Genomic DNA, 24906 nt, shown 5'->3' with positions numbered 1-24906 from the left:
CAGGGGACGTCCCGCCAGTGCCCGCTCGACCAACTCCACCGTCACCGCCGCCCGCTCCCGCCTCGCCCGCTCCCACCGCTACGGGGAGCGCCGCATCATGCCGTGGCTCAAGACATACGCCCTGAGGGGCGAGTGGCCGCACCGCACGCAACAGGCCGCCATCCAGCGCGGAGGTATGGCCGCCGCGACAGCGTGGCGCTCCAGTGCGTACGGCCGTCCCGTTCCCGCGCCGCCAGTCGCTGCCCACCAGACCGCCGGACATCCGCAGTACCGCCGCGCCGGACACCGGACGCCATCGGGTGCTGATCGCTCACCGTCTCCATGGCGCCCCACACCGCCAGGCGCCACTGCGTTGCCTCTCCCGCTACGGCGAGGTCCTGGCCACCGTTGACGGGGCGCTGAGGCTTCTGCCGCCCGGTGACATCAGCGTCCACACCGATCCACAGGAGAAACCTCTCTTTGTCCCTTGCCGACCGCTTCCTGGTTCTGCGTCGTGATCCGCACTCCGAGGAGGTTCTCGCCCGCGGTGGGGACCCGCAGGCCCACAGCATCCTCCAGCGTGCCGGTTTCGTGCCCGTCGTCCGTCTCCACGAGACCTACCACCGCGCCCCCACCCACCTCACGGAGCACGACGAGATCCGCCTCGCCTCCCAGGCGGTGGGCCGGCTGCGGGCCGTCGGCTACACGGTCGAGTGCGACGACGACTTCGACACCGACCACCGCCCGGCCCACGAACCGCCGCTCGGCGCCTCGGTCACACACCTCGCCGAACAAGTCCGGCAGGCCACCACCACCGACGAGGTGGCCGGCGTACTCACGGAGCTGACCGCCTCGCACGACGGCGTCCTCGACGCCCTCGAACAGGTCCTGACCGCGACCGCCGAGTTCCACGACGGCCTGGGCGACGGAGCCGACCCGTTCACCGCCCGCCGCCTGCGCCACCTCGCCGACAAGCACCTGGGGATCATCCGCGCCGACCTCACCTACACCCGCAACGCCCTCACGGACCGGCACGCCCCGCACCCCGGCCGCAGCGCCTGCACCGAGCAGGTTCCCGCGACCGAACGCGAACGTTCCGCGGTGTGTGCCTGCCCGCCCCCGCCCGGCACCGTGCCGGCCCCTCCTCCCCCGCCCCTGGCAGCGGGTCCGCGCCGCTGACCCCGCCCCATCTGACCAAGGACTCCATGCACGACTACGAAGTTTCCGGGCGTCTCGCCTCGTTCGCCGACGTCCTGGCCGGCGAACTCCACAAGACCTGGACCAGCACCCATCACACCTCCGCGCACAAGGATGATCTCGCCGCACTCACCGAGCGGATCTGGGACATGGACCAGATCGCCGCAGCGCTCGCCCAGCATCCGCTGCGACAGGCGGCCGTGCTGACCCGCCAGGACGGTGCTCAGCTCATCGTCCTCGACCGGAACGACGACCTCGGCGGGTTCCTCATCGCCGCCCTCGCCCCCCGCGACCTCCCCGACCAGGCGTACCGCGGTGTCCGCGAGCCGGACGGAATCGACGTAGGGGACGACCCGTTCCTGAGCGCCGCGTTGGTCACCGACGATCTGCTCGTCCGCTACAAGGCCGCGCTCGCCCAGGTCCGCCACAACGCCACCCACCCCTCCCCCACGCCCGGCACCGCCCGTGCGTCTCAAAGCGAGGCGGTCGTTCTGGCGTGGCAGCCGGACGGCGCTCTCGCCACCGCCCGCGTCAGCGACACGACTGCCGACGTGCTGGTCGCAAACGGTTTCGTCCACGACGAGCGGACCGGCGGCTACCGGCTGAGCGGTGACGACAGCGCCGCCCAGGCCCGATCCGTCCGCGCGGCAGGCGAGCAACTCGACGCCAAGGGCATCACCGTCACGCTCCAGCACCGGGCGGCGCGGGCGGCGCCCGGCGTCACCGCCGCGAAGGCCGCGCCCTTGCCGTCCGCGACCGCCCGGATGCGATGAGGCAAGGGGACAGCGCCGCGTCCGGTCGGCCGGTGTGAGGGCATGTCACGATCACGCAGGATCCGCGCACCGGCCTGGTCCTCGCGCTCAGCGGCACCCGGGCCACGGACGACATCCTGCGGACGGCGGGCGGCTTCCACCGCATGCCCGGCCCCCGCAGGCGCTACCACCGCCTGCCGCCCGACCTGCCCAGGCAACAGCAGCGCCTGGCGGCCACGGCCGCCGCCCGCGCGCTGCTCGCCGCCGGATACACCGTCCGCCTCGGCCCCGGCCTGGAAGCCAGCCCCACGGGTGACGCGGCCGACCGGACCGCGCGGCGGCACGTCGTCCGAAAGGAGGCCGTGGCCCGTGATGGGCTCCGCGGATTCACCAAGGCTGTGGGCATACGGCTTCCCGGCGCCTGGAGTTCCGACGGCCATACCATCCCCCTGGTCGGTGATCCGGCCGGCGGCCGTCTGTGGGACACCGGCCCTCTCAACTACACCGCGTACGGCCAGGACGCTCACCGCTCGGTCCTCACCTCGCGGCACGGCATGCAGCTCTACATATGCGAACACCCCACCCGCACCGGCCAGTTCGTCGTCTCTCCTCTGCTGCCGGCGGGGACCGGTCCTGCCGACGCGGTCGGTGTCAGGGCTCCCAGGGCCATCACCGTCGCCGCGGACCCGGTGCGGGCCGCCGCCGACATCAGGCACCGTCAGCTGTTCGCCTTCCGCGTGGCGTCCGTGCGGGTGCAGACCAAGGCGAGTCCCGGACCCGCTCTGCCCGTGGAAATCGTCCTCGGCTCTGGCGGCAGGCCCTATGTGAACACCGTCTACCCGCGCGCCCTGTACGAGCTGCTGACGGAGGGCGGCTTCCACCTCGATCCCGCCTCCGGACAGTGCTTCCTGCCCCGGACCGTCAGGACCTCGGCCGCGAGCCACCGCGTACTGCACGCCGCGCAGCGGCTGGACCGGCTCGGATTCAGCGTCCAGGTCCGGACAGCCGACCGCATCGCCCCCCACGACAGACGGCGCGACGTCACTGCGTTGCCCAAGCCCCCGCCCCCGGCGGGTCCGCGTCGTGGACCGCACTGATCATCCCGCGCCCAACCACAGCCAGGAGTACCCGTATGGGGAACCGTGCCGACGACGAAGGCACCAACGTCGAGATCTACCGCAAGCCGCTGTCGGACACGATCATCGCCGACACCGCGACCGGGTCCCCGGCCGAACTGCTCCACATGCTCGACCTGCTCGGCCTGGAGCGCAAGGAAGTCCGCACCAGCGGACCCGTCTACATCTGGCACGAGGTACCCGCGCACCTCGACCCCGAGGAACAGAAGCGTCTGGCGTCCCGGGCGATCCCGTGGCTCCTCATCTCCGGATGCAAGGTCAACTGCACGCCCGAGGTGTTCGACGAGGACGCCTACCAGCAGGCCGTACGCGCAGTCCGCGGCCACCAGACCCACCCAACCGGCCAGGCCCCCCCGCCGGCCGCCCCGGGCCGGGCCACCCCGCCCCGGCGCCTGTGACGGACACCAGGCCCGCCCCGAGCACCTACACCGTGACCTCCCCGTCGTGCCCCGGGCGGCGGAAGGCCACGACTCCTTTTTCTGATTCCGACCCCCTCCAGGAGGAGCATGACCCGCCCCACCCCGTATCCGGTACGGCTGGCCGACGAGATCGCCCGCCAGATCGGCCAGCTCACCGACCGCCTCTCCCACCTCCCGCCCGCCGAGGCCACCCAGGTCATCGCACGGGCCATCGGCACCGAAGACGGTGTCCTCGGCCGCCTCACCCATCTCATGGCCACCAGCAGCACCATCGCCAAGACCCAGGCCGAGAACGGCGCCCTGCCGCCGGAGGTGCCGCTCGCCCTCGCCCGCGCCGCGAACGACCTGCACGACGTCCACCTCGACCTCGACGAACACACCCAAGCCCTCGCGGACTTCAGCGCCGCTCCGGCCGGCCCTGCGGTGAAGCCTGCCGCGCCCGGCCCGCTGGTTGTCCGGAGGCACCGGTGAGACGCAAGCAGCGCACCTGGGGCTGGCGGGCCGCTGAGCAGGCCGAGCCGCACTACCTCGTCCACCCCCGCCACCTCGCCGGCGGAGGCGACCTGCGCCACGTCACCGAATACCTCCGCGCCGCAGGCTGGAAGGACCGGTCGAAATCCGGCGGTCCCACCGTGTTCGACAGCCCCGACCGGAGCGTGCGCCTGGGGTACGACCCGTTCGTCCAGCCCGGTGGCTGGACCATCAGCGGCCGGGCCACCGTCACCCAGGAGGCGTGGCACGCGACCATGTCGCGTGCCGTTCCGGTCGAGATCGTCGCGGGAGTCACCGACGCGCTGACCCGTCCGCGTCCCACACGGGCGCCCAACGTGTGGGCGCCGCTCGTGCATCACGGCTGGCAGACCAGCCAGGGTGAACACCTCACCGCCCGCAGCCCGGACGGCACCGCCTTCGTCCGCTACCACCAGTCCAGCCCCGGAGAAGCCGTCTGGTGGGCCAGCACCCGCAGCGAACAAGGCCGGCTCTGGGACGCGGTGTTCACCGCGACCACGCCGATGCACCTGGTGCAGACCTTCGCCGCAGCCCTCGCGAACCCGGAACCCGTGATGCGTCCGCACGGACACGTCCCCCGCAGTACGCAGATCCGGGCCCAGGCCGTGTCCGTCCTGCCGTCCCAGCTCCGGGCCTGGCGCCACGCGCGGATCGCCGCCGCCCGCTCCGAAGCCTGGGCCCTCAGCACTCCCGGCACCCGCCGCCCCCGCACCACAGCCCCACCCCACGCCACCACCGGGCGCGCACACGCCCGCCACTGAACCCAGCCCCGCCCTCCACCTTTCCAAGGAGCCTTGTGCCCGTACCGACCCCGGAGTGCCGCGGATGCCGGTGAGCGAGCGGCAGATCGCCGAGTTCGCCGAGGATCACCTGTGGAAGTTCCCGTTCGACACCAGCCCCCGCCACCTCGCCGGTCCCGGAGACCCCCGCCACGTCACCCACGGACTCGCCGCCGCCGGATGGCCCCGCACGCCCTCCGACCCGCTCAGTCCGAAGATCGTCCTGCACAGCCCCGACCACCGCACCAGCCTGCGCTTCAACCCATACGCCTCCAGCTGGTGGGCGCTACGGGCCGAACCCACCGACACCATGTCAGGCTGGTACGCCCAGTTCGGCGAGCTCGTGCCGGCGGAGATCCTGAGCAGCCTCACCGACGCCCTCCACACCCCGCCCCCGGCCAAGGACCCCGACCCCTGGCAGACACTGACCGCCGTCGGCTGGCTCCCCGACGACCAGGGCGTTGTGCGCTCCCCGGACGGTATGTGCCGCGTCGCGGCATACGCCCTCGACCGGAGGGAGCCGATGGACTGGCGCGGCGTGGCCCACGAGCAGGGCTACGGCCAGCCCGACGGTCGCGAGATCTGGTCAGCCTGGTTCAACAGCCACACCCCCGTCCATCTCGTGAACGCCTTCGTCACCGCGCTTGTCGACACCACTCCGCTCCAGCGCGAAATGTATGCCCGCACCGCCCACTACAGCGCCACCCACGAGCGCAGCTCGCTCACTCCGCAGCAGGTCGTCGACGCCCACACCTCCCGGCTCAACGCCCTGAGCGGTCAGGCCCGCGCCGCCCGACGCCGCAAGCCAGCCACCACCGTGGCCCCGGCACCGCCGGGGCGTACGACCACGCCGATACGGCGCTGAACCGCACCACACCCCCTGCCGGCCCCATCCCCCGCCGTCTGTCTCAAGGCCCCTCATCATCCTGGGTCCTCACCGCTCCCGGCATCCGCCGCCCCGTGCCACAGCCCTACCCCACCAGCGGGCGTGCCCGCGCGCGGCACTGAACCCTTACAGCCTTCTTTCCCTCCAAGGAGTCTTGTGCCCGTACCGACCCCGGAGTGCCGCGGATGCCGGTGAATGAGCGGCAGATCGCCGAATTCGCCGAGCATCACCTGTGGAAGTTCCCGTTCGACACCAGCCCCCGCCACCTCGCGGGCCGCGGAGACCCCCGCCATTTCACCCACGGACTCGCCGCCGCCGGATGGACCCGCGCCTCCTCCGATCCGCTGAGCCCGGAGTTCGTCCTGCGCAGCCCGGATCGCCGCACCAGCCTGCGCTTCGACCCATACAACAGCCATTGGTGGCATCTACGGGCCGGACCTACCGGCAACAGGCCGGGCTGGGGTGCGTCGTTCAGCAAGCTCGTGCCGGCGGAGATCCTGGGCAGCCTCACCGACGCCCTCCACACCCCGGCCCCGGCCAAGGACCCCGACCCCTGGCAGACACTGACCGCGGCCGGCTGGCAGCTCGACGACCAGGGCGTCTCCCGTTCCCCGGACCGCAGGTGCCGCGTCAACCCGTACCCCCTCCACCGGCAGAAGGCGGCGACCTGGCAGATCGTCGCGCATGACCACGGATACGACGGACCCGACGGTCTCGACATCTGGTCAGCCCGGTTCGACGACCGCACTCCCGTCCATCTGGTGAACATCTTTGTCACCGCGCTCGTCGACACCACTCCGCTCCAGCGCCCGAAGGGCGAAACCGCCGACTACAGCGCCACCACTCAGGAGCGCAGCTCGCTCACTCCGCAGCAGGTCGTCGACGCCCACACCGCCCGGCTCGACGCCCTGAGCGGTCAGGCCCGCGCCGCCCGACGCCGCAAGCCGGCCACCACCGTGGCCCCGGCACCGCCGGGGCGTACGACCACGCCGATACGGCGCTGAACCGCACCACACCCCCTGCCGGCCCCGTCCCCCGTCATCTGCCCCAAGGACTTCCTCATCTCCACGACGCCTGATCCCCAGCGCTCGTCCCTCGACCGTTTCCTGCGGGAGAGCAGGACCATCCACGATGCCTGGGACGCCTACTCCGACGAGCACACCGACCTCGACGGCTGGCCCCACGACCCCCACGCCTACGGGCTCCGCGCCGCCCGGCGGGACCGTGAGACCGCCGACGCGTTCGACACCGTCCGCGACAGCGCGCAGCATCTTCTCGCCACCGCCGAGCAGCAGTTCGCGGCCTTGCCCGGCCGGGCGGTGCAACACCGCTGGGTGTGGCAGCTCGGCACCCTGCGCGATGCTCTCGGACAGCTCGATGCCCTGCACGAGCAGTGGCTGGCGACCCGTGACAGCCTGCCCGCCGACGCGAAGCCGGGCAGCGAGGTGTTCGACGACGCGCTCGCCGAGTACCACGGCGAAGCGTGGAGTTACCTGGACGACTGGGCCACCCACGGCCACGTCATCCGCGAGATCCACACCGCCGCCGCACAGCCCGCCCGCTCCACGCCTTCCCCGTCGCCGACCGCCGTCGCCGCTCCGGTCAGGACCACCCCGGTGCGGAGGTGACAGGTGCCCAGCCGTCCCGACTTGGTTGATGTCGACTTCGTGGCGCCGCGGCATCTGGCCGGCGGTGGTGATCCTGCCTGGGTCACCGTCCCCCTGCACCGCGCCTGCGGCTGGAGCCACGGCAACGACCCCCTGATGCCGCGGGTCCTGCTCTCCAGCCCCGACCAGAGAGCCCTCCTGCGGCTGGAGCCGGCGAACGGTCTGCAGTGGTGGGCCCTGCACCACACCGCCGGACAAGGCCGCCCCGCCTGGCACATGACCTTCGGCGGCCAGACTCCCGTCGAGACCGTCGCGGCCGTCACCGACGCCCTGACCGATCCCGCCACCAGCCTGGCCACCGACACAGACCCCTACCAGCCGCTCCTGGACGCCGGGTGGAAACCCGCCCGCGGCGCGGACGGGATCTTCTCGCCCGACGGGAAGGTGCAGTTCGAGCACATCGTCACCGAGGCAAGCGACGTGTGGCTCGCCACCACCACACTCGGCCCGTCCCAGAAGCCGCTCTGGCAGGCCATGTTCCGGGAGCACACCCCGCCCGTCCTGATCAGCGCGTTCACCCGCGCCCTCGCCGACACCAGCCCGGTGCCCCGCCAGTACCTCTCGCTGACCGACCCCGCCTACGGCACCCGGCTGATCAGCCACACCCAGCGTGAACTCCCCGCCCAGCAAGTCGCCTCCGCCCTGGAGAACCGCGTCCGCGACCTCGCCGAACGCCGCCCCACCCCGCCGACGCCCCTGCGGCAACCCTCACAGTCCCCGCAGGCCGGTCCCCGCCGCCTTCGCTGACCCCGTCCCCCTGTCTCCACTTCCGGAAGCGCCCCGCCCCTTTTGCCTTCTTCTCCCAGCAGTCCCACCGACGGGTACGACATCGCCCTGCGTTTCCTCCTCGGTGCCGCCGCGATCGTCGTCCCCCTGTCCCACCTCGCCTGGCTCTGCGGCAACATCACCGCCCAGGCCACCGACAACGACTGGGCGCCCTACCAGCCCACCACCGCCCTGCTCCACCCCCACCAACTCTGGCCCCAGGCCGGCCAGATGCCCCTGCTGATCGGCACCCGGATCATCCCCGTCACCATCCTTCTCGCCCTCCTCGCCGTGGCCGGCGTCCTGTGGTCCCGCCACAAGAACCGTGCCAGTACCCGAAAGAAGATCACGGGGATGGCCAAGGCCCGGGACATCGAGCCCCTGATGGCCAAGGCGATCACCGACAAGGCCCGCTCCCTGCGCCCGAGCCTGAAAAACGCCAAGCACATCGAGGCGAAGGACACCGGCATCCTCCTGGGCAACCTCCAAGGCACCCGTCACGAGGTCCGCATGGGATACGAGGACGTCGCCGTCGCGATCATGGCCCCGCGCTCCGGCAAAACGACCTCGCTCGCGATCCCCTCCATGCTTGCCGCCCCGGGCCCGGTCCTGCTGACCTCCAACAAAGCCGCGGGCGACGCGTTCACCGCGACCCTCGACGCACGAGGGCAGGCCGGGCGGACGTGGACCATGGACCCGCAGCAGATCGCCCACGCCGAACGCACCATGTGGTGGAACCCCTTGGCCGACGCCAAGACCCTCGACGGAGCCGGCCGTCTGGCCGGGCATTTCCTCGCCGCCAGCGTGGACGCCTCCCAGCAAGGGGACTTCTGGTCCAAAGCCGGATCCAACATCCTGTCCCAGCTCTTCCTCGCCGCGGCGCTCGACGAACGGCCCATCACCGACGTCATGCAGTGGCTCGCCTTCCCCGCCGACCGCACCCCCCTCGACATCCTCCGCGACCACGACTTCACCCCCGTCGCAGCCCAGCTCAAAGGCACCGTCGAAGGACCACCCGAAACACGCGACGGCATCTACGAAACCGCCCGCCAGTACGCCGCCGCCCTCCTCAACCCCGAGATCGCCGCCTGGGTCACCCCCCAGAAGAACGTCGAGGAATTCCGGCCCTCCGGGTTCGTCACCTCCACCGACACTCTCTACCTCCTGTCGAAGGACGGCGGCGGCGGAGCCAGCGCGCTGATCGCCGCGTGCGCGGACTCCGTGATGCGGGCGGCGACCGCCCAGGCCGAACGCGCCGGCGGGCGCCTCGACCCGCCCATGCTCGCGATCCTCGACGAGGCCGCCAACGTCTGCAAGATCAGCGATCTCCCGGACCTGTACTCCCACTTGGGGTCGCGCGGGATCATCCCCATCACGATCCTCCAGTCCTACCGCCAGGGCCAGAAAGTCTGGGGCGACGCCGGCATGGACGCCCTGTGGTCCGCCTCGACGGTGAAGGTCATCGGCTCCGGCATCGACGACCCGGACTTCGCCGACAAGCTCTCCCGCCTGATCGGGGACCACGACGTGGAGACCCTTTCCACCTCGCACTCCGAGTCCGGCAAGTCCACCTCCGTGTCGATGCGGCAGGAGAGGATCCTGCCCGCCGACGCGATCCGCGCCCTCGCCAAGGGCACCGCCCTGTGCTTCGCCACCGGCATGCGCGCCGCCCTGCTCGACCTGCGCCCCTGGTACCTCGAACCCGGCGCCGGCGAACTGTCCGCCGCCTCCGCCCACGCATCGAAAGCCATCACCGAACGCGCCATCGCGAAGCACGCGCCGGCACGTTCCGATGTCGGGAAGGCCGCGTGAGCCAGGCCAGGCTGCGCCTGGTGCCGGTCCGTCTCCGTGAAGCGAAGGAATTCGTGCACGCGTGGCACCGCCACCACCCACCGCCCGTCGGACACATCTTCTCTGTCGGAGCAGCCGACGAGGAAGGCATCCTGCACGCGGTGGCCGTCGTCGGGCGGCCGGTGGCCCGTCACTTCGACGACGGCGCCACCCTCGAAGTCACCCGCACCGCCAGCGACGGCACACGCAACGCGAACTCCCTGCTGTACGGGGCATCCTGGCGGGCGGCGAAAGCGCTCGGATACCGGCGGCTGATCACCTACACACAGCACGCCGAGAGCGGCGCGTCCCTGCGCGGCGCGGGCTGGCACCTGATCGCCAGCCGTCCACCCCGGGCCGGATGGCACACCCCAGCCCGCCCCCGCACCGGCCACGACAACGACCACATCGCCCGCTTCCTCTGGCAAGCCCCTTGAATCACATGCCCGGTGACACGCCGCTCGTGGGCCTGCCATGCGTATGGACCGGTCCGGTCAACATCGCGCGCGCCTGCTCGACCATGGCCTTGCCCGCGCCACCACAGCCCCTTCCGAAAGGCACGCTCCTTGGCTCTCACCGACCATCACGACGTGTTCGTCGGGTCAACCGGCGACGGTCACACCTTCCTAGTCCTCAACCGCCACATCAACGGCGCCGACCGGCTCCTGACCGAGGCCGGATTCACCGCCCGCGCCCACCACGGGCGCACCGTCTACCTCCCGCCCGGCACGGCCGACGACGCGTTCGAACGGGCCCGTGCGGCGGCTTACCAGCTGCTCGCCCACACCATGGACTTCGTCGACCTCGCCGCCACAACCCGCTGGAACCCGGCTCACCCCAGGCCGGAGCCCGACGTGCACTTCCGGTTCACCGACGGCGCGGCGACGGCGACCACCGGTGTGGACCGGGCGGGCGTCGTCCTGACCCTGCACGGTTTCACGCCCGGTGCCGCCGGTACCCCGTACGCGCTGGCGCCCGGGCTGGACGAGCGCGATGCCGTGAACACGGTGGCGCGGGCCGAAGCCCACCTCTACGCCGAGGGCTTCGGCGTGAGCATCGATCTCGGCATCGCGACACCGGAAGTGATCCCGCCCGCCCCCGGCCGGACAGCCACCGCCGGCTCCAGCACTCCGGCCCCGCAGCGCAGCCGGCCCCGTACCCGCTGAAGCCCGTTCGAGCAAGGAGAGCGTCTACCCACCTCATGCGCCAGATCGACCTTCTCGCGCAGATCGACAGTCTGCGTCAGCTCGGCCGCGACTTCGCCACCCTCCACGCAACCGTCCAGAAGCTGGAAGTCCGGCCCGGCAGCGACGCATTGCTCCTTCTCGGCCCTCATATCCTCGCCGTCAACGAGCTGGTCGGCCGGGCCCTGGTCCGGCTGACCGCTCTCGACGGCAGCCAGTACACCGCCGTCCCCGGCAGCCGCTACACCCTGAAGTCCCTCTCCTCCATCGTCTCCACCGCCTCCCTGGCCGCATCGGGCCTCGCAACAACCCTGTATGCCAACCCTCCCGACGCAGCGGGATATGACGACGACCCTTCGACGCAAGAGGCGGCGGCGCGCCAGGCCGTACCGGCCCTCGCCGGATTCCTCTCCGACGCCGCCCGCCAGCTAGACCGTTGTGCGGCCACCTGTCAGTCCGCCGCCGCGGACATCGTCCGGAACCTCAAGAACCATCCAGAACAGCAGCCTGCACTCCCGGACCTGACGCCCGCCCAGTACGGCGTGCTCCGGAAGGTGGCAGAAGGCGGAGCCCGGCGCTACGTCCGAGCCCGCGGCAAGGGCATCGTGGTCCGGGCTGCAGACGGCACCCCGCTCCGTCCCGCCGCTTTCGGCACGCTGGCCAAGCATCGTCTGGTCAGCGTCGACGCCCTTGTTTCCCCGTTGGTGGGACAGGAGATCACGGTCACTGCCGCCGGCGAGCTTGCCCTGGACATGCAGCCGACCGCCCGCGCGCGCCCTGCGGTGGCGCCGGTGCAGAAGCCGCTCAGCCCACCGCACCGATAGACGACGCGCCCTTGGTCGCGTTACAGGCCGGGCGCTCGCGTCACCGCACCTGTCTGCCGTTCCCCGCGAGTCCCGCAGCGAGCGGCCGGCCTCCTCTCACCCGCCTGGAGCCTCTACGTCCGCCGATACCCCCACGCCCCATGATCTCGCCCGTGCTCTCGCGCACTGGATCGCCCCCAGGGCCGCTCCGCGGGACGTAATCGTCAGCTTCCGTGTCCGGCCCCAAGCACCCGCCGAGTTCCGCCACAGGAGCGGTGGCGGGCCGGTCACCGTGATCGCCCAGGGGCTGCACGCGCAGCTCTACGGCCTGCCCACCGCCCCCGACCCGCTGCCCACCGCGCTCGGCGCACTCCTCCAGACCACCCGCGCCACACAGAGCGGACCTCAGCGGAGCGCGGTGCTGCGGCGGGTCGCCGACCAGCTCCGCGACGGGGCCGAAATCATCAAGGACTCCCAGTACCGGGCCCAGTGGGACCGCCTGCCCGACGACATCGCCGTGCAGCTCCGCCAGGCACACGACCTCGCCCAGCAACTCGCCGACATCCTCGACCACGTCGCCCCCGCCTTCACCAACCCCGTGGCCGCTGCGGCTGGTTCGCCCTCACCGGCCTCGGCACGGGGGCAGGACGGGGCTGTAGCCGCTCCGGCGCACGCCTCGGCGCCGCAACCAGGCCGCCGCCGCTAGACCAACCCGCTGACCGGCAGCCCCCTGCCGGGACTCGTAGTGGCCTCCCTTCCGAAGCTTTTCACGTCTCGTACCGTCTCCCCCTCAGGAATGACTATTTCCCCGACCCCGCAGTTCCTGGCCCTTTCTCTAGGCGCCGGAGTCCAGTCCAGTACACTGCTCGCCCTGTCCGCCGAAGGAATTCTCCCCAAGGTCGATTACGCGATCTTCGCCGACACCGGATGGGAACCTGCAGCCGTCTATGCCCATCTCGACCGTATCGAAAAGGAGATAGCCGAACCGGCCGGAATCCCCGTCCTCCGCGTCACCTCGGGAAACATCCGGGACGACGCGCTCGATCCCGGGCACCGGTTCGCTTCCATGCCCCTGTACGTCCTGAACAGGGATGGAAAGCAGGGAATGACCCGACGCCAGTGCACCGGCGAATACAAAATAAAGCCGATCAAGAAGAAGGTCCGCGAACTCCTCGGATACCCCCACCCGCAGCGCATCCCGAAGAATGTGTTCGTCGAGCAGTGGGTCGGGATTTCCACGGACGAATTCCACCGGGCCAAGGACGCCGACGTCCGCTACATGCGCAACCGGCATCCGCTCATCGACATCGGCTGGTCACGCAGCGACTGCATCCGCTACCTCACGGCGCTCGGCCTCGCGGACACCCCGAAATCCTCCTGTCTGGGCTGCCCGTTCCACGGGAACGCGCAGTGGCGGCACATCCGCGACACCAGCCCCGATGAGTGGCAGGACGTCGTGGAGTTCGACGCCGCGATCCGCCAGGGCAACGCCCGCGCCAACGCCGCCGGCAACCACCTGCTCGGCCAGGCATTCCTCCACCGCTCCCGCGTACCCCTCGACCAGGCCCCGATCGACCACGTCACCGCAGCCGAATGGGCCGCCCTCCAGCCCCAACTCGACAGCACCCCGGACGCGGAGGAACTGGAGCAGGGGGTCGTGGACGGCTGCTCCCCCTGGGCGTGCCGCGGTGACGCGGATGCGGTGCGGGACGGCTTCGGTCTGGCTTCGTGAGGGGGGTCGTCCTTGATTTGTTCGCGGGTCCGGGCGGCTGGAGTCACGCTCTGAGCGTGCTCGGGGCCCGGGATGTGGGTCTGGAGTGGGATGAGTGGGCGTGCCGGACCCGTCGACGGGCTGGGCAGTTGACGGTGCGGACGGATGTGGCGGCGTATCCGACGTGGCCGTGGCTCGGCCGGACGAAGGGGTTCCTGGCGAGTCCGCCGTGTCAGGCGTGGTCGACGGCCGGTAAGCGGCTGGGGCTGGTGGACCAGCCGCTGGTCCACCAGGCGGTCGCCGACCTCGCAGCCGGCCGCGACACCCGCGACCAACTTCTCACGGCCTGCCGGGACGTGCGTTCCCTCCTGGCCGCCGAGCCCATGCGCTACCTCCACGCCCTGAACACCGTGGGCGAGCCGGAGTGGATCGCCATGGAGGAAGTCCCCGACGTCCTGCCTCTCTGGAAGCAGTACGCCGCGGTCCTTCGGACCTGGGGATTCTCGGTGTGGACGGGGATTCTCCAGGCCGCCGACTACGGCGTTCCCCAGACGCGGAGGCGGGCGATCCTCCTCGCCTCCCGGGTACGGACCGCCGAACCCCCGGCGCCGACCCACGCCCGGGTCGCGGAGCCGGAGTCTCTGTTCGGGCCGGGCCGCGCCCGCTGGGTCAGCATGGCCGAGGCCCTGGGCTGGGGCGCCACCGACCGGCCCGTGCCCACGGTCTGCGCCGGCGGCGGACCCGGTGGAGGCGCCGAACCCTTCCCCTCCGGCTCCCGCAAAGCGCTGTCGGACGCCCGCGACCGCGGTACCTGGACACCACACCCGGACGGGATGATCGTCCCGCAGTCCCGGCGTGGGGCCGCCCTGCCCGGCGTTCAGGGCCGCCGGCCTGTCGGCACCCCGGTGGCCACGCCCGTGGCGGAGGCGCATGGGTGGTCGTGGTCGCTGCGGAGCAACAACCAGGCCAACGCCACCGTCCGGCCGGTCTCGGAACCGGCGGGGACCCTGTTCTTCGGGCACCGGGCGAACGAATGCACCTGGGTCGCCGAACCCGCCCTCCCCCACCCGGACGGCACGAGCACGGTGGCACCGGAGCCAATCCGGATCACCGCCCGCGAAGCGGGCCTGCTACAGACCTTCCCCGCCAACCACCCCTGGTCAGGAAACAAAGGCCAGCAGTTCTCCCAGATCGGCAACGCCGTCCCACCCCTCCTCGCCGCCCACCTGCTCGCCCCACACCTGGGCGTCTCCCTCAGCCCCGACGACTTCGTCCTGGCCGCCTGATGCCCACCGCCCCCGGGCCCGACGGGGACGACGGCCACGACGCACTCCCACCGCCGCAACCGGTGTACTACGCCGAGCAAGCCCTCCTCGGCGCCCTCCTCCTCGAACCCCACCGCCACGGCGACCTGACCGGGATCAACGCCGGATCGTTCTCCAACGCCGCGCACGGCGCCGTGTTCACCGCGATCCGAAACCTCCCGGTCCCCGATCGGGTCCAGCACGCGCAGAGCACGACCTGGCTCAACGAGGTGCTCGCCACCGCCCGCGAGCAGGCGCGCGGGCTGACGGCCTCGTACCTGCAGACCCTGATCCAAGCATGCCCACACCCCCGTCACGCAGCGGTGTACGCACGAATGATCGAGGACGATCACGCCCGACGCATGCTGCGCTGCCAGGCCCAGCGTCTCGCACAGACCCCGACCGACCCTGCCCTCCCGTACCCGGTTCTCGCCGCCCTTGCCGAGGCCGACGCACTGGCGAGGATCGTGGACGAACTCGCCGCGCGGTTCCCTCCCACCCCCGGCGCCCTGCCCCGCACACCCCCACCACCGCCGCGCCCCACCTTCACCGGCCATGAGGAAGCAATCGACGAGGAACGGCTCCTGCTCGCAACCACGACCTTGCACCCCTCCGAAATCGAACGGATGCAATGGCTGACCGGGAACGACTTCATCCACCCCCTCCACGCCGGCCTCTGGAGCTGCCTCACCACTCTCAACCGGCACGGCGCCCCCATCGACCCGGTCACCGTCCTGTGGGAAGCCCAGCAGAGAGGACTACTCGGCACCGCAGTCGTGCCCGCAGATCTGATCGGCCTCCTCGCGGAGCCAGCCGGATCCGCACCCTACTGGGGAGAACGCATTCTTCAACGAGCCGTCCTGACGACCGCGTATGAAGTGGGCATGCGTATCGAGGCGTTCACCGACGGCCCAGCCACCACGCCGTACCAGCTCGTCCTCGGCAGCCGACGCGCCCTGGCCGACCTCCACGCCGTGCGCACCCGCTGGAACCACGCCACCTCCCCACCCCGGGTGACGAAGCACGCGCGGACCAGGTCCTCGGCGCCGCCGCGAGCCGGCCCCCCGCACACAGCGGCTCCTTCCGCATCACGCCCCTCCCGCTGACCCCGACCGCCGTCGGCCCGGCCCCTCAGCCCAGCCGGCGGCTCGAAACGAGGCACACCTTTGACCACGCCCTCCATCGACGCGCAGGTTCGCTTCGATACCCACCCCAGCCACCCCAGTGCCGTGACTGCCACCCTCACCGGCACGCAGCACCGCACCGCCCACGCCCTCCTGACCGCCCACGGGTTCGAAGCCGTCGACGAGCACAACCTCGTGCTGGCCCGCATCGACCACGAGGAGCCCTACTGGGCCCAGCAGAGCGCCCAGAAGCTGGCGGACGAGGAGGGCGTGGCCGTCGAGATCACGCCCCGGCTGCGTGGGGCGATCGACGAGGAGTGGACCTGGGCGAACTACCCGATGTCCTGGTGCACCCGCCGGGAGATCCGGGAGGTCTCCGACCAGGCCAACCAGCTTTACGAGGACATCCGTCGCGGGCGTCTGGTCATCCACGCGCACGCGGAGGACGGGGGGACCACCGTCACGGTCGGTACGTACCGGGGCGGCACGAGCGTCTACCTCCACGGGGAGAACCACCTGCGGCAGATCGCCGGCACCTTCGACTCCCCGGCCCAGGCCATCGCCGCCTTCGAACGCCTCCACGGCACGACCATGCGGTCCGGCCCCGCACCGGCTACCGAAACCGAGCAGCAGACCGCCGAAGCCCGCACCTCCCTGGCCACACCGGCAGCGGACTCCGCCTCCACCCCACAGGCCGGACCGGACGAGCCGAGGAAAGAGCTCGTCCCGGCGTATGCCGCCGACCCGGGTAACCACGAAGCCCTCCTCGACACGTTCCTCGACGAGCTGGGCGAGTGGCAGAAGTACCGGACGTGGGTCGAGAACACGACCATCGCCACCCATGAGTCCCTCACTCTGCGGATCGAGTTCGTCCACGAGGCATACGTCGACGATGTCGCCTGGACGATCGCCGCCTACGAATCCCCTACTGGTCCCCGTGTCTGGCACCTCACCGCGACCTCCGCCACCCCGGTCGGCATCATGGAAGTCCTCCTCGACAGCCTCGCCACCCAGGACGCCTGGGCCCAGGAAGCCGACGCTCTCAACGAACAGACCGTCGCCCAGGCCATGAGACCACTGGCCGACGAAGGCTGGTCCCAGAAGGTCGACAGCCGCCAGATCCAATGGTCAGAACCCACCGGCAAGCCCGCCGGCGCCGTATTCAACGCCTACGCCACCACCCAGGCCGAAAACCTCCTGCCCGCCTGGACCATCTGGGGCGGCAACCACAAAGACCACCCCACCTGGGCCATCCGCTGCTCCCCCCACACCCCCGCCCAACTCCTCGCCGACCTCACCTACGACCTCATCCACGGCGAAGTCCTCCAACAGGTCTCACCGCCCGCCCTGGTGCGATCCCCACACCCCGCCGAGCAGGCAACAGCCCCCGCGCCGACGGCACCACCGCACCCCCTCACCCGACGCAACCGATAAACCGGGCAGACGGCGCTGTTGCAGCACCGGAACAGGCCCCTCCCCGACGCCGACCCATCCAGACCGTGCGCTGACCGCTCCGCACCGGGCGCCCAGACGGGCAACCGTCACTCTCTCCCGCCCGGGTGCCTGGCGCGTACGAGACTTCGGGGACGGCGCCACGCCGGTGTCCGCCACCGAGCCGGCCACGGGGATGTACAACAACGTGTACCGCGTGGTCCTGGCCGGACGGGACCGGCCGGTGATCCTGCGGGTCGCGCCGGAAGAGGCCCGCCAGTTCCGCAGCGAGCGCCACCTGATGCGTAACGAGTGCGCGAGTCAGCCGTGGCTGGCGGTGATCGCGCCGCTGATGCCGCGGGTCCTCGTGGTGGACTGGTCGCACGAGGTGATCGGCCGGGACTGGATGATCCAGACCCGCCTGGACGGCGTCCCGGCCCCTGAGCACCTGGGGGCGTATCTGCGTGCGGCGTGGCCGGTGTCCTTACGGCAGATGGGCGCCGTCGCCCGCTCCGTGCACGATGTGCGGCGCCCGTATTTCGGGCCCGTCCGCGGCCCGGGGTACGGGACGTGGAGCGAGGCGGTGATCACGTCGCTGGAGGAGATCGCCGCCGACATGGACGGTGCCGGCCTGGATGCGGCCGACGTACGGAAGGTGGCCGCGGTGGCCGTGCACGAGCGTGCCGTACTCGACGAGATCACGGAACCGGGGCTGCTGACCGGGGATTTGTGGACGGTTCACTTGGCAAGTCCAATGTCGGATGTACTCCTGCCGGGTTCCCGAAGTGAAGGCTCTTCATCAACGTCTCGGTGACGATACTTTGGCGATGCGTGCATCCGTTGGCAGACTGCTGACGCTGCTCGGGTGGTCCGGGCCGCAACCGCGACGGGGGTAGCTATGGCAACGATCGGGTTGGCCGCGGCGATTGAGGAGCTGCGGCAGGAGCTCTACCGGGCTCAGGAACATGGTGGCCAGCAGCAGTTCGCTTTTCAGATCGAGGAAGCCCAGTTGGAACTGCTGCTGGAGCTGCGCAATGACGTGAAGGGCGAGGGGAAGCTGCAGTTCGGGGTAGCCACTGTGAGCGGGGGCGGATCGGACTCCTCGGTCCGGTCGCACAAGCTGACGTTGAAGCTACAGGTCAAGGACCGTGCCGCGGGCGGGGTCAGCCCCGAAATCAGCGGCAGGCAGTCCGGCTCCTGGGACGAGGAGGGTTGAGTTGAAACGGCAAAGGCTGGCCCTCATCCGTGTCGGCGACGATGGCGAGTTCGTCCGCATAGGCACCGGTTATCTGATCGCGCCGCGCTTGGTACTCACCGCCCGGCACGTCGTTAGGGAGAGCACGGGGACCCCGTGGCCTCGGATCGACGTGCGTGTGGGGCACCCCCGGGACGCCGATACACAACGCTGCCCGGCAGTGGTCTGCTGGACTCATCCGGATGATCGCGATGTCGCTCTGCTGCTGTTGGAGCGTTCAGTCGAGGTGCCCGGCACGGTGCGCTGGGGCCAGCCCGTCGGCAACGACCCGCTGCGCTATTACGGTCTTGGGTACCCGTCGGCGGCCCTTAAGGACGGGCAGCGCAGCGTTGAGCAGCTGGAGGGTCAGCTGCCTCCTCAAGCCGGTGGCTTCGGCGCCCGGGACCTCTATGTCCTGAACCAAGTTTCTTTCCCAGGGGTGCGTTCGGGCGAGCAAGCGTGGTCCGGAACCTCTGGCGCCGCGGTATTTTGCCAGGACTATCTCGTCGGAGTGGTCATCCACGATGATGACGCGTTCGAGAACCGACGTCTGCATGCCTGTCCGTCTCGTTCCTTCACGGACGAGCCCAAATTCGCTGAACTCCTGCAGAAATACGGCGATGGCCCCCCTCCGCTGGTCGACATCAGCGCCACCCGGTCGTCAGAGGCGGGACTTGCGCCCCGCGACTGCGCGTTTCGCAGCCATAAGGCATGGATCGAGCAGTACGACCTCCTCCCCGACCGGTTGTTGGACCGCGAGGACGAGTTACGGGAGCTGGAGTTCTACGCTGCTGAAAACGTCTCGGGCCGGTCCAAGTACGTGTGGTGGCAGGCCGAATCAAAGGCAGGGAAGTCGGCCCTGCTTGCCTGGTTCGTGATGCACCGCCAACCGGACAACGTCGACATCGTCAGCTATTTCATCGCGGAGCGCCTCGCTAACAACAACCGTGACTACTTCCTCTCCACAGTGACGGGCCAACTGGCCGCTCTCGTCGGCAGCGAAGCCCCGCCCCCTGCCGTCGGGCGGCTCGCACAGGATCTGTTCGTCCTCTACCAGGACGCTGCGCATGCATGCGCAGCGCGCGGCCGGACCCTGCTCCTCGTCGTGGATGGCCTCGACGAGGACGGGCGTTCGGACGGGCGCAGCATCGCCGCCCTGCTGCCCAAGGACCCGCCGCCTGGGATGCGCGTGATAGTCACAGGTCGGCCCAACCCGCCCGTACCTGACGACGTTCCGGACGGGCACCCTCTCCACGACCCGACCATCCTCCGCCCGCTCGCGGCCTCACCTGAGGCTGGCCGCGTCACGGAGCGGGCCTCGCGGGAACTGCAGCGACTGCTGGACGACGAGCCACTCGGCAACGCCCTCCTCGGCCTGCTGACGGTGGCCCAGGGCGGCCTGACCGACACGGACCTGGCCGAACTAACCGATACTCAGCCGCACCAGGTTAGGAAACGGCTCCGCGGCATGACAGGCCGCAGTTTCGTCCCCGACCGCAACGGACATGGCCTCGTGGCGCACCCTGCAGAAAGCTCCCCTAGGCATGTCCTGAAACACCAAGGGCTGCGTAAGCAGGCTCTGGAAGGGCTGGGCGACCGTGCCGCGGCCAAGTACGAAGCACAGTTGCACGCCTGGGCAGACAGCTACCGGACCAAGGGATGGCCCCCCGGCACCACCCCGCTCTACCTGCTCTACGACTACACGCGCATGCTGCGTAACAAGGGTGACACCGAGCGGCTGTCCCTGTTCGTCCTCGACCCGCGTCGTCAGCGGGCTCTCCTGGACCGCTCGTCAGTCGATACCGCGCTGTCCGAAGTCGAGCTGGCCCGTCACGTGATCGAGCGTGAGACACCGGGCGATCTCAACGTGTTGGCGGCGATCGCGGCGTCCAGGGACATCTTGTCCGAACGCGCCACGGTGCTGCCCGCGAGCATTCCGCTGGCATTCGCCTGGGTGGGACATCCACAGCGCGCCATGGATCTCGCCCTCGCCTCCCCACACCCAACTGACAAGGCCACCCGGCTGGCCCAGGTAGCCCGAGTACTGGCGAAAACCGATCTTGAGCACGCCACCCAGGCTGCCGAGGAGGCCACCCGCTGGGCCAAACAGGCCCGTCAGGAGTCGACTCCTTCCGGCGGGGATGAATATGACGCCGAGGAGGCCGTAGGGGAAGCCGCGGTGGCTCTAATCGCAGTCGGCGAGGACCATCTGGGGCGCGATCTACTTGGTTCACTCCAGCCCCACCTATACGGAGGTTATCCATTCCAGTGCGAGATGGCGGTGGAAGCGTCCTCCGCCGCCCGCACGCGGTCTCCCGCGCTCGCCGAGGAGTTGCTCGACCAGGCCGAGGTGTACGCCGAAGAAATGGTGGGCGGGCATCTCACGGACCAGACCGCGCCCATTCAAGCGTGGACAGTGATCGCCGGTGCTGGCCCCGAGCGAGCAGCCCGGCTGTACGAACGGATCAGCGAGTACGCCCATGCGTATCCGGCCCGTCTTGGAGCCGTCGACGTCCTGGCCGCCGCCGCCTCGGCTCTGGTCACAGGCCGCCCCGATGACGCAGTCACCCTGGCTCAGCGGGCAGGTCAACGTCTGGGGGCAGCACTGCGCGCTCCGCAGTCGCTGCCAGACGACGAGGCATCCCATCTGTCCTGGTTTCTGGGCTCCATGCTGTCGAACGTGGCGCGAGCGCTGGTGGATACTGGGCGGCTCGCCGATGCCCAGGAGCTTGTGGCCTTGGTGCCCGACACGATGCGAACGGGCCCGTTCGGAGAGGACGTCCTCTCCGGGGGCCGCGCCGCGATCGAGGGCGCCCCGCTCGGGGCGAGGAAGGCTACGCCTGGTGCTGAGTCTCTGGCCCAGCAGGCGTGCCAGCTTGCCAAGCAGGGAAAACCGGACGACGCGAAGGCACGGTTGCAGGAAGCCATGGAGTCGTTCGCGCAATCTCCAGAAGGCACTCGCCGGCAGGAATGGCTGGTACCCCTTGCTGGCGCGCTCAGCACAATCGGTGATCCTGCAGCTGCCGAGCAGCTCGCCAAGAGCCTCCAGGGCCGAGAGCAGGTGCGGGCACTCGCGGCCGTCTCCATCTCGACCGCGGCTGCAGGCCACCTAGCCGAAGCACGGCGGCTGGCGCACGAGGCAGCCGACCGTGCCCGGATGCTGGAGGACACCGCCTACTTCTTCTTCCATGAAGGTGCCCCCGGCATGGACAAGGAGGCCATGGAGGCCGCAGCGCAAGCCTTGGCCCATGCCGGAGAACGTGACCCTGCTCTGTCGCTCGCTGACGAGGTGGGCAGAACGGATGACGGCACCCGGAACAGCCGGAGCGGGCGTGTGCTCGTTGCTGTGGCAGCCGGGCTGCGTGTCCATGACCCGGCCGCCGCCGCCGAGCTCATCGACCAGGAGCGAGAAAGGCTGCTGGCCGCGGAGGTTGAGCCGGGTGGCCGGCGGGGTCGCATCGCCGGGCTTGCGGAACTCCTCGTGGCCATCGGCGGAGCGGACCGGGCGTGCAGAGAGCGCCTTCGCCGGGAGGTTGGGCGAATGTGGGCGGAGCGGCGCTCAGGGCAGTTATCGGTCGAGGACATCCTCGTGGTGGTGGTCCTAGCCGCCCGAAGGCAGCGTGAGTATGCTCGCAGCCTACTTGCGGAATGCGAGCGGAGCACGGAGTCCATCCCTCCGTGGGAGTTGCCGACGGGAGGCTTCGCGATCGCCCACGCCCTGTTCGGCGATCTCGCCGCCGCCCAGCGCTGCGCGAGTGACCACAATGCTCCGTACGACCGCGCCGAAGCGTTCGCGGCCGTTGCTGCCTACCTCGCCGGGACTCGGGCAGACATGGTGCCAACGTCTTACTCGGGGTTCCCCCAAACACTCCTGAGCCTCGCCCTACAGGAGGTACCTCCCACCACGAAGAGCACTGACGACGCGGCGCATCGCTTCTTGGCAACCGCCCTCGCCGGTGACGGCTGGCACCACGTTCTTCCGCTCCTGGCGCGCATCGCGCCCGAAGCCGTGGAGCGTGTCCGGGACATCGTCTTCACCCACCGCTCGCTGTAGATCGACGTCCATCCGTCGGTTCCTGTGGTCACGTAACCACGTGACCTCGACGTATACCCCCCTGCGGGACGCATGAGGGGCCAGCAGGCTGAGCGACCCCAACCGAATGCCGTAGCCGAGGGTACGGTCAGGCCACAGTGGAGAGGACCTGCGTCATCGCCTGGTAACTGTCCTTCACTCCGTCGAGATTGCCGAGGCGGTGGCGCTCCAGAACGGACGGCGCCGAGGTGCCGGGCTTCGTAGATCTGCAAGCGCCAGGTCGTGGCGTCGGACTTGTCCAGGGTGCCGTAGGTCTCCCAGAACGCCTGCCGCTGATCGGACTCGGCCGTGACCACGCGGACGGTCCAGTCAGCTGCAGGGAAGCCCGTCAAGGTCCGGTCGAAGTCGTACGTGTCGGTGATCGCGGGCTCCGGGGAGTGGCGGTCAAGCTGGGTGTTCGGGAGCCACAGGTCCCCGAGGCACCGCAGACTCTCTGTCCGAAGCCGGAGTGTCGACGGTCACGTAATTCGGCTCTGTCGCTGATCTTGTGATCGGGCGGGTCAGGATCTGTGCAGGATGCGGGTGCGGAGGAGGTCGAAGTTGGCCCGGCCGTATCCGTCCCTTTTGATCCGCTTCACCCTCGTGTTCTGACCCTCGACCTGGCCTGAGCTCCAGGAACTGGACAGGCCGGCGATGACGGCGTCCTGGTCCCGGCGCAGGCCGTTGACCAGGGAGTGCAATGCGGGGAGGTCGTCGTGTTCGACGCGTTCCATCCAGGCGGGGAGTTCGCTGCCGGTCAGGTCCCGCATCATCGCGGCGAAGTCACGGACGTGCCGGGTGACCGCGTCCAGTTCGGGACAGCCCGCACGGACCTCCTTGAGCGCGAGGGCGTCCTCGTCCAGGAGGTTGCCGGGGTTCGTCATGATCCATCGGGCGAGGCCGCGGGGCCGGGGAGCCACGCGGGGCGCTGCAGGTGCGGAGATGGAGGACTTGAAGGGGCGGAGGTAGCGGCGGGTGGTCTGGATGCTGCCTGGGAAGCCCAAGGCGCGGATCTCCCGGTGGAGTTGGGCGCTGTCGTGGCAGCCGTCGTTCCACCGCTGGTGAAGGTGGGCGGTGTACGGGTCGAGGATACTGGTGCGGTTCGTCGCCTTGACGAGCAGTTCGTCGATGCTGGTGGCGCGGGCGAAGCGGCGCACGGTGGACCGGTCCAGCCGCAGCGTCCGGCAGATCCCCTCCAGCGAACTGCCGTCGGCCAGGAGTTGCTGCACGGCGGCGTACCGTTCCTTTGTCCTGGTCACCAGGCGGCGCTCGCGCCCGCAGACGTCGAGCGTGGAGTCGGTAGCGGGCGGCGGCAGCTGCCAGATGTCGTCTCCAGGCGGCGGAGTGACCGGTACGGTCTTCGTGAACGCGGTCCGGATGCAGGCATGATGGGCGCCGACGGTCTTCTCCACGGCTTCGCCGAGGTTCTTCCACAAGTGCCAGCCATCGGCAATCTGCGCCGCCAGGGGAGCGCCGGTGCGGGCGCCCTCGGCATAGGCCCCGCCACGGTCCCTACAAATGACCTCCACCTCGGGGTGGTCACGAAGCCAGGCGGCCAGCGGTTCGGCTTCGCGTCCCGGCAGTACGTCAATCGGGCGGCGTCGTTCCAGATCCACCAAGATCGTCGAGTACGAGTCGCCCCTGCGCATGGCGAAATCATCAACACCCAGCACGCGGACCTGCCCGACTGGTTCCTCAGGAAGAGCCCGGAGGAGGCGTAACAGCGTGTCCTTGGCCACCGGGACCCCCAGGGCTACTGCGAGTCGGCTCCCCGGCCGCCCGCCCAGGGCCACCGCGATGCTGGTCAGCATCCCGCGCAGCAGCGGGGTGAAGCGGGCATGCGGGCTGGTCAGCCCGGCGACCTGTTCGACGAACGTCACGGCCGCGCAAGCGGCGTTCAGGCACCGGAAGCGGCGCACCAGCAGCTCGATCACCACCCCGGCGCCGCTGATCGCCGCGTCCGACAACCGGCGCAGATACCGGCCGTGGACCCGGCTGGACGCGCTGCCGCAGTGCGGGCACAGTCCGTCGGCCGCACGCGCGCGGGCATGCATGGTGATCCCGCCGACCGACCGTTCAACCAACTCGACTACGACACCGGCCAGATGAGGAAGAAGCGCCTC

Annotated in this window: 23 protein-coding genes; 22 read left to right on the top strand and 1 reads right to left on the bottom strand. The window is 70.2% G+C overall.

Going from position 1 to position 24906, the window contains the following annotated elements:
- The first annotated feature begins 459 nt into the window (after positions 1 to 459).
- The 22 genes from ACFTZC_RS38225 to ACFTZC_RS38120 all read left to right on the top strand — a co-directional run bounded on the left by ACFTZC_RS38225 (position 460) and on the right by ACFTZC_RS38120 (position 22765).
- The gene (locus ACFTZC_RS38225; protein WP_382898220.1) at positions 460 to 1158 is read left to right on the top strand and encodes a hypothetical protein; all 699 of its coding nucleotides are present in this window, start codon (positions 460 to 462) and stop codon (positions 1156 to 1158) included.
- Between the two features lie 26 nt (positions 1159 to 1184).
- Complete coding sequence (locus ACFTZC_RS38220) at positions 1185 to 1949, top strand: hypothetical protein (RefSeq protein WP_382898218.1); 765 nt, start codon at positions 1185 to 1187, stop codon at positions 1947 to 1949.
- Positions 1950 to 2092: 143 nt separating this feature from the next.
- Entirely contained in the window at positions 2093 to 3025 is a 933-nt protein-coding gene (locus tag ACFTZC_RS38215; RefSeq protein WP_382898216.1) for a hypothetical protein, read from the top strand.
- Between the two features lie 35 nt (positions 3026 to 3060).
- Entirely contained in the window at positions 3061 to 3462 is a 402-nt protein-coding gene (locus ACFTZC_RS38210) for a hypothetical protein (RefSeq protein WP_382898214.1), read from the top strand.
- A 108-nt stretch (positions 3463 to 3570) separates the two neighbouring features.
- Entirely contained in the window at positions 3571 to 3954 is a 384-nt protein-coding gene (locus ACFTZC_RS38205) for a hypothetical protein (RefSeq protein WP_382898212.1), read from the top strand.
- Positions 3951 to 4754, top strand: coding sequence for a DUF317 domain-containing protein (locus ACFTZC_RS38200; RefSeq protein ID WP_382898210.1), 804 nt, complete (start codon positions 3951 to 3953; stop codon positions 4752 to 4754). The genes ACFTZC_RS38205 and ACFTZC_RS38200 overlap by 4 nt, the downstream gene beginning before the upstream one ends.
- A 64-nt stretch (positions 4755 to 4818) precedes the next feature.
- Positions 4819 to 5637 carry a DUF317 domain-containing protein gene (locus ACFTZC_RS38195; RefSeq protein WP_382898209.1) on the top strand — a complete coding sequence of 273 codons (819 nt, stop codon included), beginning with the start codon at positions 4819 to 4821 and terminating at the stop codon, positions 5635 to 5637.
- 206 nt (positions 5638 to 5843) lie between these two features.
- Positions 5844 to 6662 (top strand): DUF317 domain-containing protein, encoded by an 819-nt coding sequence (locus ACFTZC_RS38190; protein WP_382898207.1) that lies wholly within the window; start codon positions 5844 to 5846, stop codon positions 6660 to 6662.
- A gap of 330 nt (positions 6663 to 6992) precedes the next feature.
- Positions 6993 to 7286, top strand: coding sequence for a hypothetical protein (locus ACFTZC_RS38185; RefSeq protein WP_382898205.1), 294 nt, complete (start codon positions 6993 to 6995; stop codon positions 7284 to 7286).
- 3 nt (positions 7287 to 7289) lie between these two features.
- On the top strand, positions 7290 to 8072 hold the full coding sequence (locus tag ACFTZC_RS38180) for a DUF317 domain-containing protein (protein ID WP_382898203.1): 783 nt from the start codon (positions 7290 to 7292) through the stop codon (positions 8070 to 8072).
- 42 nt (positions 8073 to 8114) lie between these two features.
- Complete coding sequence (locus tag ACFTZC_RS38175; protein ID WP_382898201.1) at positions 8115 to 9902, top strand: type IV secretory system conjugative DNA transfer family protein; 1788 nt, start codon at positions 8115 to 8117, stop codon at positions 9900 to 9902.
- Positions 9899 to 10357: an XF1762 family protein gene (locus tag ACFTZC_RS38170; protein ID WP_382898200.1), complete on the top strand. Its 459-nt coding sequence runs from the start codon at positions 9899 to 9901 to the stop codon at positions 10355 to 10357. The genes ACFTZC_RS38175 and ACFTZC_RS38170 overlap by 4 nt, the downstream gene beginning before the upstream one ends.
- 153 nt (positions 10358 to 10510) lie before the next feature.
- Positions 10511 to 11086, top strand: a complete 576-nt coding sequence (locus tag ACFTZC_RS38165; protein ID WP_382898198.1) for a hypothetical protein — start codon at positions 10511 to 10513, stop codon at positions 11084 to 11086.
- Positions 11087 to 11121: 35 nt separating this feature from the next.
- A complete protein-coding gene (locus tag ACFTZC_RS38160; protein ID WP_382898196.1) occupies positions 11122 to 11928 on the top strand; it encodes a hypothetical protein in 807 nt (268 codons plus the stop codon).
- Between the two features lie 271 nt (positions 11929 to 12199).
- Positions 12200 to 12613: a hypothetical protein gene (locus ACFTZC_RS38155; protein WP_382898195.1), complete on the top strand. Its 414-nt coding sequence runs from the start codon at positions 12200 to 12202 to the stop codon at positions 12611 to 12613.
- 156 nt (positions 12614 to 12769) lie between these two features.
- The gene (locus ACFTZC_RS38150) at positions 12770 to 13639 is read left to right on the top strand and encodes a hypothetical protein (RefSeq protein WP_382898255.1); all 870 of its coding nucleotides are present in this window, start codon (positions 12770 to 12772) and stop codon (positions 13637 to 13639) included.
- Positions 13636 to 14904, top strand: a complete 1269-nt coding sequence (locus ACFTZC_RS38145; RefSeq protein ID WP_382898194.1) for a DNA cytosine methyltransferase — start codon at positions 13636 to 13638, stop codon at positions 14902 to 14904. The genes ACFTZC_RS38150 and ACFTZC_RS38145 overlap by 4 nt, the downstream gene beginning before the upstream one ends.
- Positions 14904 to 16028, top strand: coding sequence for a DnaB-like helicase N-terminal domain-containing protein (locus ACFTZC_RS38140; protein ID WP_382898192.1), 1125 nt, complete (start codon positions 14904 to 14906; stop codon positions 16026 to 16028). Before ACFTZC_RS38145 ends, ACFTZC_RS38140 begins: the two co-directional genes overlap by 1 nt.
- Before the next feature lie 123 nt (positions 16029 to 16151).
- A complete protein-coding gene (locus ACFTZC_RS38135) occupies positions 16152 to 17480 on the top strand; it encodes a DUF317 domain-containing protein (RefSeq protein ID WP_382898190.1) in 1329 nt (442 codons plus the stop codon).
- Between the two features lie 166 nt (positions 17481 to 17646).
- Positions 17647 to 18291, top strand: coding sequence for a phosphotransferase family protein (locus ACFTZC_RS38130; RefSeq protein ID WP_382898189.1), 645 nt, complete (start codon positions 17647 to 17649; stop codon positions 18289 to 18291).
- An 84-nt stretch (positions 18292 to 18375) separates the two neighbouring features.
- On the top strand, positions 18376 to 18693 hold the full coding sequence (locus tag ACFTZC_RS38125; RefSeq protein WP_382898187.1) for a trypco2 family protein: 318 nt from the start codon (positions 18376 to 18378) through the stop codon (positions 18691 to 18693).
- A 1-nt stretch (position 18694) separates the two neighbouring features.
- A complete protein-coding gene (locus ACFTZC_RS38120; RefSeq protein ID WP_382898185.1) occupies positions 18695 to 22765 on the top strand; it encodes a trypsin-like peptidase domain-containing protein in 4071 nt (1356 codons plus the stop codon).
- Between the two features lie 539 nt (positions 22766 to 23304).
- On the opposite strand, the gene ACFTZC_RS38115 is transcribed toward ACFTZC_RS38120, so the two are convergent.
- Positions 23305 to 24867 carry an ISL3 family transposase gene (locus tag ACFTZC_RS38115; protein ID WP_382898183.1) on the bottom strand — a complete coding sequence of 521 codons (1563 nt, stop codon included), beginning with the start codon at positions 24865 to 24867 and terminating at the stop codon, positions 23305 to 23307.
- Positions 24868 to 24906 lie beyond the last annotated feature (39 nt).

The organism is Streptomyces sp. NPDC056987, from assembly GCF_042673865.1.
In the GTDB taxonomy this organism is placed as follows: Bacteria; Actinomycetota; Actinomycetes; order Streptomycetales; family Streptomycetaceae; genus Streptomyces.
Note: the sequence above shows the minus strand (reverse complement) of the source record. Positions and strands in the feature narration are given on the sequence as shown.